This window comes from Nocardioides sp. (genome assembly GCF_031422975.1).
Classification (GTDB): domain Bacteria; phylum Actinomycetota; class Actinomycetes; order Propionibacteriales; family Nocardioidaceae; genus Nocardioides.
The window spans coordinates 1-6,543 of record NZ_JANPEO010000059.1 but is presented as its reverse complement, the minus strand read 5'-3'; the positions used below and the strand labels follow the sequence as shown (position 1 = coordinate 6,543).

General features: G+C 70.3%; 7 protein-coding genes. 4 read left to right on the top strand and 3 right to left on the bottom strand.

The window, feature by feature from the left end; translation table 11 throughout:
- On the top strand, positions 1-480 hold a 480-nt coding region (locus tag RMO85_RS02025; protein WP_310526162.1), incomplete at its 5' end, for a TOBE domain-containing protein.
- Positions 481-571: 91 nt separating this feature from the next.
- The gene (locus RMO85_RS02020) at positions 572-2,344 is read left to right on the top strand and encodes an acetyl/propionyl/methylcrotonyl-CoA carboxylase subunit alpha (RefSeq protein ID WP_397202850.1); all 1,773 of its coding nucleotides are present in this window, start codon (positions 572-574) and stop codon (positions 2,342-2,344) included.
- Here RMO85_RS02020 and RMO85_RS02015 read toward each other — a convergent pair.
- Complete coding sequence (locus tag RMO85_RS02015; protein WP_310526160.1) at positions 2,341-3,042, bottom strand: TetR/AcrR family transcriptional regulator; 702 nt, start codon at positions 3,040-3,042, stop codon at positions 2,341-2,343. The genes RMO85_RS02020 and RMO85_RS02015 overlap by 4 nt on opposite strands.
- Positions 3,043-3,166: 124 nt before the next feature.
- Here RMO85_RS02015 and RMO85_RS02010 point away from each other — a divergent pair, with 124 nt between their 5' ends.
- Entirely contained in the window at positions 3,167-4,099 is a 933-nt protein-coding gene (locus RMO85_RS02010; RefSeq protein WP_310526159.1) for an NAD-dependent epimerase/dehydratase family protein, read from the top strand.
- A gap of 43 nt (positions 4,100-4,142) precedes the next feature.
- Here the strand turns inward: RMO85_RS02010 and RMO85_RS02005 are convergent, their stop codons facing one another.
- Together RMO85_RS02005 and RMO85_RS02000 are read right to left on the bottom strand one after the other, a co-directional pair.
- Positions 4,143-5,078 (bottom strand): SGNH/GDSL hydrolase family protein, encoded by a 936-nt coding sequence (locus RMO85_RS02005; RefSeq protein WP_310526158.1) that lies wholly within the window; start codon positions 5,076-5,078, stop codon positions 4,143-4,145.
- Positions 5,079-5,130: 52 nt separating this feature from the next.
- Positions 5,131-5,403: a hypothetical protein gene (locus RMO85_RS02000; RefSeq protein ID WP_310526157.1), complete on the bottom strand. Its 273-nt coding sequence runs from the start codon at positions 5,401-5,403 to the stop codon at positions 5,131-5,133.
- A 174-nt stretch (positions 5,404-5,577) separates the two neighbouring features.
- Between RMO85_RS02000 and RMO85_RS01995 the strand changes: the two genes are divergently transcribed.
- On the top strand, positions 5,578-6,543 hold a 966-nt coding region (locus RMO85_RS01995), incomplete at its 3' end, for a biotin carboxylase N-terminal domain-containing protein (RefSeq protein ID WP_310526156.1).

Sequence of the window (6,543 nt, the reverse complement as noted above, 5' to 3'; positions counted from 1 at the left end):
CGGGCGACCGGGCTGCTCGTCACGCACGACCAGTCCGAGGCACTCTCGCTGTCCGACCAGGTGGCGGTCCTGCGCGACGGGCGACTGATCCAGGCCGGCTCCCCCGCCGACGTCTATCTCACCCCGCACGACCCCGAGCTCGCGCGCTTCGTCGGCGGCGCCACCTCGCTTCGCGGGCTCGCCGGATCGGGACGCTCGGCGACGTGCGCTCTGGGCCCCGTCACCATGACGCACCCCGCCTCGGCCGATGAGGTGATCCTCGTGATCCGGCCCGACCAGGTCGTGCTCGACCCGGGCGGCGTGGAGGCACGCGTCGACGAGGTGAGCTTCTACGGCCACGACGCGGCGATCCGGCTGAGTGTCGCGGGTGCGGCCCTGGTGGCGCGGGTGGCGGGTCCGACCGCGCCGGCCGCCGGTGACCACGTGCGCATAGGGGTCCGTGGCGCCGTTCACGCCTATCCGGCTCCGGTGCGGGACTGACACCTCGGTCAGCCGACCGCACCGGGGACGATAGTGTCCGCGAAGTAGTCGTCGAGGAAGCCAGGAGTCGTTCGTGCCCGAGAACCAGGGGTTGCAGAAGGTCCTCATCGCCAATCGTGGCGAGATCGCAGTGCGCGTCATTCGCGCCTGCAAGGACGCCGGCATCGGCAGTGTCGCGGTCTATGCCGACCCCGACCGGGACGCGCAGTTCGTGCGCTTCGCCGACGAGGCATACGCCCTGGGCGGTGCAACACCGGCCGAGACCTACCTGGACATCGACAAGATCCTCAAGGTCGCGGCCGACTCCGGCGCCGACTCCGTGCACCCCGGCTACGGCTTCCTGGCCGAGAACGCCGGCTTCGCCCAGGCCGTGCTCGACGCCGGCCTGATCTGGATCGGGCCGTCCCCGGCGTCCATCGAGGCCCTCGGCGACAAGGCCAGGGCCAAGCACATCGCGGAGAAGGCCAACGCCCCGTTGGCCCCCGGCCTCAAGGACGCGGTCAAGGACGCCGACGAGATCGTCGAGTTCGCGAAGGCCTACGGGCTGCCGGTCGCGATCAAGGCCGTCTTCGGCGGCGGTGGCCGTGGCCTCAAGGTCGCCCAGACGCTCGAGGAGATCCCCGAGGCCTATGAGTCGGCCGTGCGCGAGGCCGTCACCGCCTTCGGTCGCGGAGAGTGCCTGGTCGAGAAGTTCCTCGACAAGCCGCGCCACGTCGAGACCCAGTGCCTGGCGGACCGGCACGGCAATGTGGTGGTCGTCTCGACCCGCGACTGCTCACTGCAGCGTCGCCACCAGAAGCTCGTCGAGGAGGCGCCCGCGCCGTTCCTGACCGACGACCAGGTGGCCACCCTCTACGAGTCGTCCAAGGCGATCCTCAGGGAGGCCAACTACGTCGGCGCCGGCACGTGCGAGTTCCTCGTCGCCAAGGACGGCACGATCTCCTTCCTCGAGGTCAACACCCGCCTCCAGGTCGAGCACTGTGTCTCGGAGGAGGTCACCGGCATCGACCTCGTCCGCGAGATGTTCCGCATCGCTGCCGGTGAAGAGCTCGGCTTCGGTGACCCCGAGGTCATCGGCCACTCGATCGAGTTCCGCATCAACGCCGAGGACGGTGGCCGCAACTTCATGCCGGCCCCGGGCACCCTGACGGAGTGGAGCCCGCCGCAGGGCCCAGGCATCCGCGTCGACGGTGGCTACGTCAAGGGCGAGACGATTCCGGGCAACTTCGACTCCCTGATCGCCAAGCTGATCGTGTCCGGTCGCGACCGCACCCAGGCCCTCGAGCGCTCGCGTCGAGCGCTGGCCGAGTTCGAGGTCGACGGCATGCCGACGGTCATTCCCTTCCACCAGGCGGTGGTCGTCGACCCCGCCTACGTCGGGGCCTCGACGCCGTCCGGCGAGGGCGAGTTCACCGTCTACACGACCTGGATCGAGACCGACTTCGACAACCAGATCACGCCCTACGCGGGCGACTCGGCCGAGGCCGAGGAGACCGGCGAGCGCCAGACGGTCACCGTGGAGGTCGGGGGTCGCCGCCTGGAGGTCGTGCTCCCCGCCGGGCTCGGTGGCCTGTCGGGCGGAGCCGGTGCCGGCGGCACGCCGAAGAAGCCCAAGCGGGCGGCCAAGAAGGCCGGTGCTGCCGCGTCGGGTGACTCGGTCACCTCCCCGATGCAGGGCACCATCGTCAAGGTCGCCGTCGAGGAGGGCCGGGCGGTCGCCGAGGGTGACGTCATCGTCGTCCTCGAGGCGATGAAGATGGAGCAGCCCCTCAAGGCCCACCAGGCGGGCACCGTGACCGGCCTCCAGGCCGAGGTCGGCGCCACCGTCACCAACGGTGCCGTCATCTGCGAGCTCAAGGACTAGCTCAGCCCCACCATCTCGATGAGCACCCTCAAGTGGTGCTCGAAGAGGTCCCGCGGCTGCGTGAACGAGTCCGGTCCGTACTGACCGAACACCTCGAAGCTGACGCAGCCGAAGAGCGCTGCCCACATCAGGACCCCGCGCGCGATCAGCTCGTCGGGGGCGGTGATGCCCTGCTCGCGCCGGATGCGGGCCAGGTCCCGACCCAGCCGTCGCGGCGACACGGCCTCCTCGCCTGCAGTCATGGCCCCGGCGATCCACGCCGCCTCCCAGACCTCGACCAGCCTGGCGATCACCCGGGTGCCCGGACCGGTGGTCTGCTCGGACGGCGCGTGATAGCCCGGCACCGGGCTTCCGAACAGCAGTGCGTATGTTGCCGGCTCGGCCAGCGCCCAGGCGCGCACCGCGCGACCGATCGCCGTGAGGCGCCCGGCGAAGTCGGTCTCGTCGACCGACGCCAGGGCCTCGTCCACGGCGTCGCCCAGCTCGTCGAAACCGTCGATGACCAGCAGCGTCAGCAGCTCGTCCCGACTCGCGACGTAGCGATAGACGGCGGACGAGACGATGCCGATGTCACGGGCGATGGCACGCAACGAGAGCGCGGCTGCACCGTCAGTGGCGAGGTGCGCCCGGCCGATCCGGACGATGTCACGCATGGTCTGCTCGCGAGCCCGCGCTCGAGGAGTCGTGGCTTCCGTCATGTCCGGATCATGACACGAATGGAAGCATCTGTCTCGGAAGAGAGCAGTGCTCTTGCATTCTGCTCCGCGACCGTTCATGCTGGATGAAACGAGAGCACTGCTCTCTCCATTCTCAGGAGTCGCCATGACCGCTGCCCACGTCGTCACCGGAGCCGGACCCGTCGGCTCGACCATCGCCCTGCAGCTGGCCGAGTCCGGCCAGGAGGTCCGGTTGCTGACCCGTTCCGGCAGCGGCCCGGAGCACGCGCTGATCGAGCGCCGGCGGGTCGACGTGTCCCGGCCCGACCAGCTCGATGCTGCCTTCGACGGGGCGTCGGTGATCCACCACTGCATCCACGGGTCGGCGTACGACGTCCGGGCCTGGAGGGCCGAGCTGCCGGCGGCGGAGCAGGTGGTGCTTGCCGGTGCGGGCAGGATCGGTGCCGTCGTGGTCTTCCCCGAGAGTCTCTACAGCTACGGGCCGGTCGACGGCCCGATGACCGTCGACCTGCCGCGAGTGGCCACGCGCGGCAAGCTCGGCGTCCGGACCGACCTCCTGGCGCAGCGTGCGGCCTCGACCACGCCGACGATCAGCGTCGCGGCGTCCGACTTCTACGGTCCGCGCGTGCTGATGTCACACGCGGGCGAACGCCTCATCCCGACCGTGCTCGCGGGCAGGACGATGCGGGTCGTCGGCAGTCTCGACGAGCCGCACTCCTTCACCTTCGTGCCCGACCTCGCAGCCGCGATGATCCGCGCCGCGGCGACCCCCGAGCTGTGGAACTCGTTCCTGCACGCTCCGACTGCGCCGGCCATCACGCAGCGCCAGCTCATCGAGCGGGTCGCGGCGACGGCCGGCGTGCCGGTGCCGCGCATGTCATCCATCCCGATCTGGGCCATGAAGACGATCGGCGTGGTGTCTCGCAGCATGAAGGAGCTCGCGGAGACGGGCTACATGTTCGACCAGCCGTTCGTTCTCGACTCCAGGGCCAGTGAGCAGCGCCTAGGGCTGGGCCCGACTCCGCTCGACACCGGGCTCCGGGAGTCGGTCGCGTGGTGGCGCGAGAACGGGTCGTGACGCCAGGGCAGCTGGACCGGATTGACCGGCGTGCTGCCGCGGCCTAGTTCCTCACCAGCGAGTCACGCGGAGGAGCGGCCCGCTCCCCCGCCGGCGCCTCTTCCCCGGTGACGGCAGCGAAGACCTCGCCCGCCACCCCGCGCATGCCGGCAAGCATGGGGTGGAACGGCGCGGCGATGCCCAGCCTCAGTTGCGGACCGTTGATCCAGGCGGCCTTGCCCGCGCAGACGTCGTGTCCCTGCGAGGCCGGGCCCAGGTCGACGTACGACGCACCCTCGGCCTCCGACCCTGCCCGTAGGGAGTCGTTGAGGCGGAGCGCGATGCGAGCGGCTGCCGCGAGCTGGGCCGGCGGCAGCGCGACGGCAGGGCAGGTCTCCTGCTCCGGCAGCACCTGGGGGTAGCCCACGACGTAGATCTCGGCCTCGGGTGCCCGCTTCGCGATGGCGCGTACGGCGCCGGCCACGCGCTGCTCGACCCGTCCCGCGGCTCGCAGCAGGCCACGTTGGCGACCCGGCGAGCAGCCCTCGACGCAGTCGATGAGCGAGGAGAAGATGCCGAAGTCGTTGCCGCCGATGCCGAGCGTGACCAGGTCGGTGTCGGCCGCGAGCGCGTCGAGCTGCGGGGCGACCCGCTTGCCGTCCAGGAGTCGCTGGCGAGAAATGAGATCGCGCGTGTCGGCCCCCGAGCAGGTGACGTCGGTGTAGGTCGCGACCGAGAGCCAGCCGGCGAGGAAGGCCGGGTAGTTGTCGGTCGAGCGCACGCAGCCCGAGGGATCAGAACGGATGGTCGTGATCAGCGGCCCGGCGCTGTAGGAGTCGCCGAGCGCGACGTAGTCGACGTCGGACGGCAGGGTGCCGAACGAGTCCGGCTCGAGCATGTCAGCGTCGATCCCGCTCGCTCCGGAGCACGCAGTGGCAGCCAGCACGACGACGACGAGCAGGGCGGCACGCAGTGCAGCGGAGGAGGACGGTGTTCGCACACCCGCCATTGTGTCAGCGAGGCGGTTGCCGCTCGCGCGGCCTCGTGGTCGCTCAGACCACGAGCTCGCGCGACACTGCCGCGAGGCGGTGCCGGGCCAACGCGAGGTTGGCCCGCGACCTGTCCAGCACGAGGTAGAGGAACATCGCGTCCGGCAGGAGGCGGATCAGGTGGTACTGCGTGCCGAGGGTGATCAGCACGTCCTCGAGCCGGTCCTGGATGCCGAGGGTCTCCAGGGTGTGCTGTTGGGCCCGGACGACGTCGCTGTGGCCCGCCGCAGCGAGCTCGATGTCCAGGTCGACGCCCTCCGATGATGCCAGGGCCATGCCGCTGTGGTGTTCGACGTGGGCGGGTAAAAGCCATCACGTCCTCGGTGGGAAGCCGCGCGTCCACATGTCGGCACGATTCATCCGGGCCGATCGTGCGCCGCGGCAGCGAAGGTGACCGTCGTACGGACGAGTAGCAACGAGCCCCACGGGTGCACTCGATAGCGTGCCGCCATGTTCTCCAAGGTGTTGGTCGCCAACCGCGGCGAGATTGCGATCCGAGCATTCCGAGCGGCCTTCGAGATCGGCGCGCGCACCGTGGCGGTCTTCCCTCACGAGGACCGCTGGTCCGAGCATCGACTGAAGGCTGACGAGGCCTACGAGATCGGCGAGCGCGGACACCCCGTCCGGGCCTACCTCGACCCGGACGCGATCGTGGCGGTGGCGCTGAAGGCCGGTGCCGACGCCGTCTATCCGGGCTACGGCTTCCTGTCCGAGAACCCCACGCTGGCCGAGGCCTGTGCCAATGCCGGCATCACCTTCATCGGCCCGACGTCCGAGGTGCTGACGCTGACGGGCAACAAGGCCCGCGCGATCGCCGCGGCGAGGGCCGCCGGTGTCCCGACTCTGCGCAGCGTCGAGCCCGGCACCGACGTGGACGTCCTGATCGCGGCCGCGCAGGAGATCCCCGAACCCCTCTTCGTCAAGGCGGTGGCGGGAGGTGGTGGCCGCGGCATGCGCAGGGTCGACGACCGCTCGCAGCTGCGCGAGGCGATCGAGACCTGCATGCGCGAGGGCGAGGCCGCCTTCGGCGACCCGACCGTGTTCATCGAGCAGGCCGTCAGCGAACCGCGCCACATCGAGGTGCAGATCCTGGCCGATGGCGAGGGCAACGTGATCCACCTCTTCGAGCGCGACTGCTCGGTGCAGCGACGTCACCAGAAGGTCGTCGAGATCGCGCCCGCGCCCAACCTCGACCCGGCCATCCGGGAGCGCATGTGCGCCGACGCGGTGCGCTTCGCCCGCGAGATCGGCTACCGCAACGCGGGCACCGTGGAGTTCCTCCTCGACCCCCTGGGCCACTACGTCTTCATCGAGATGAACCCGCGCATCCAGGTCGAGCACACGGTGACCGAGGAGGTCACCGATGTCGACCTGGTGCAGTCGCAGATCCGGATCGCCGCGGGGGAGACGCTCGGG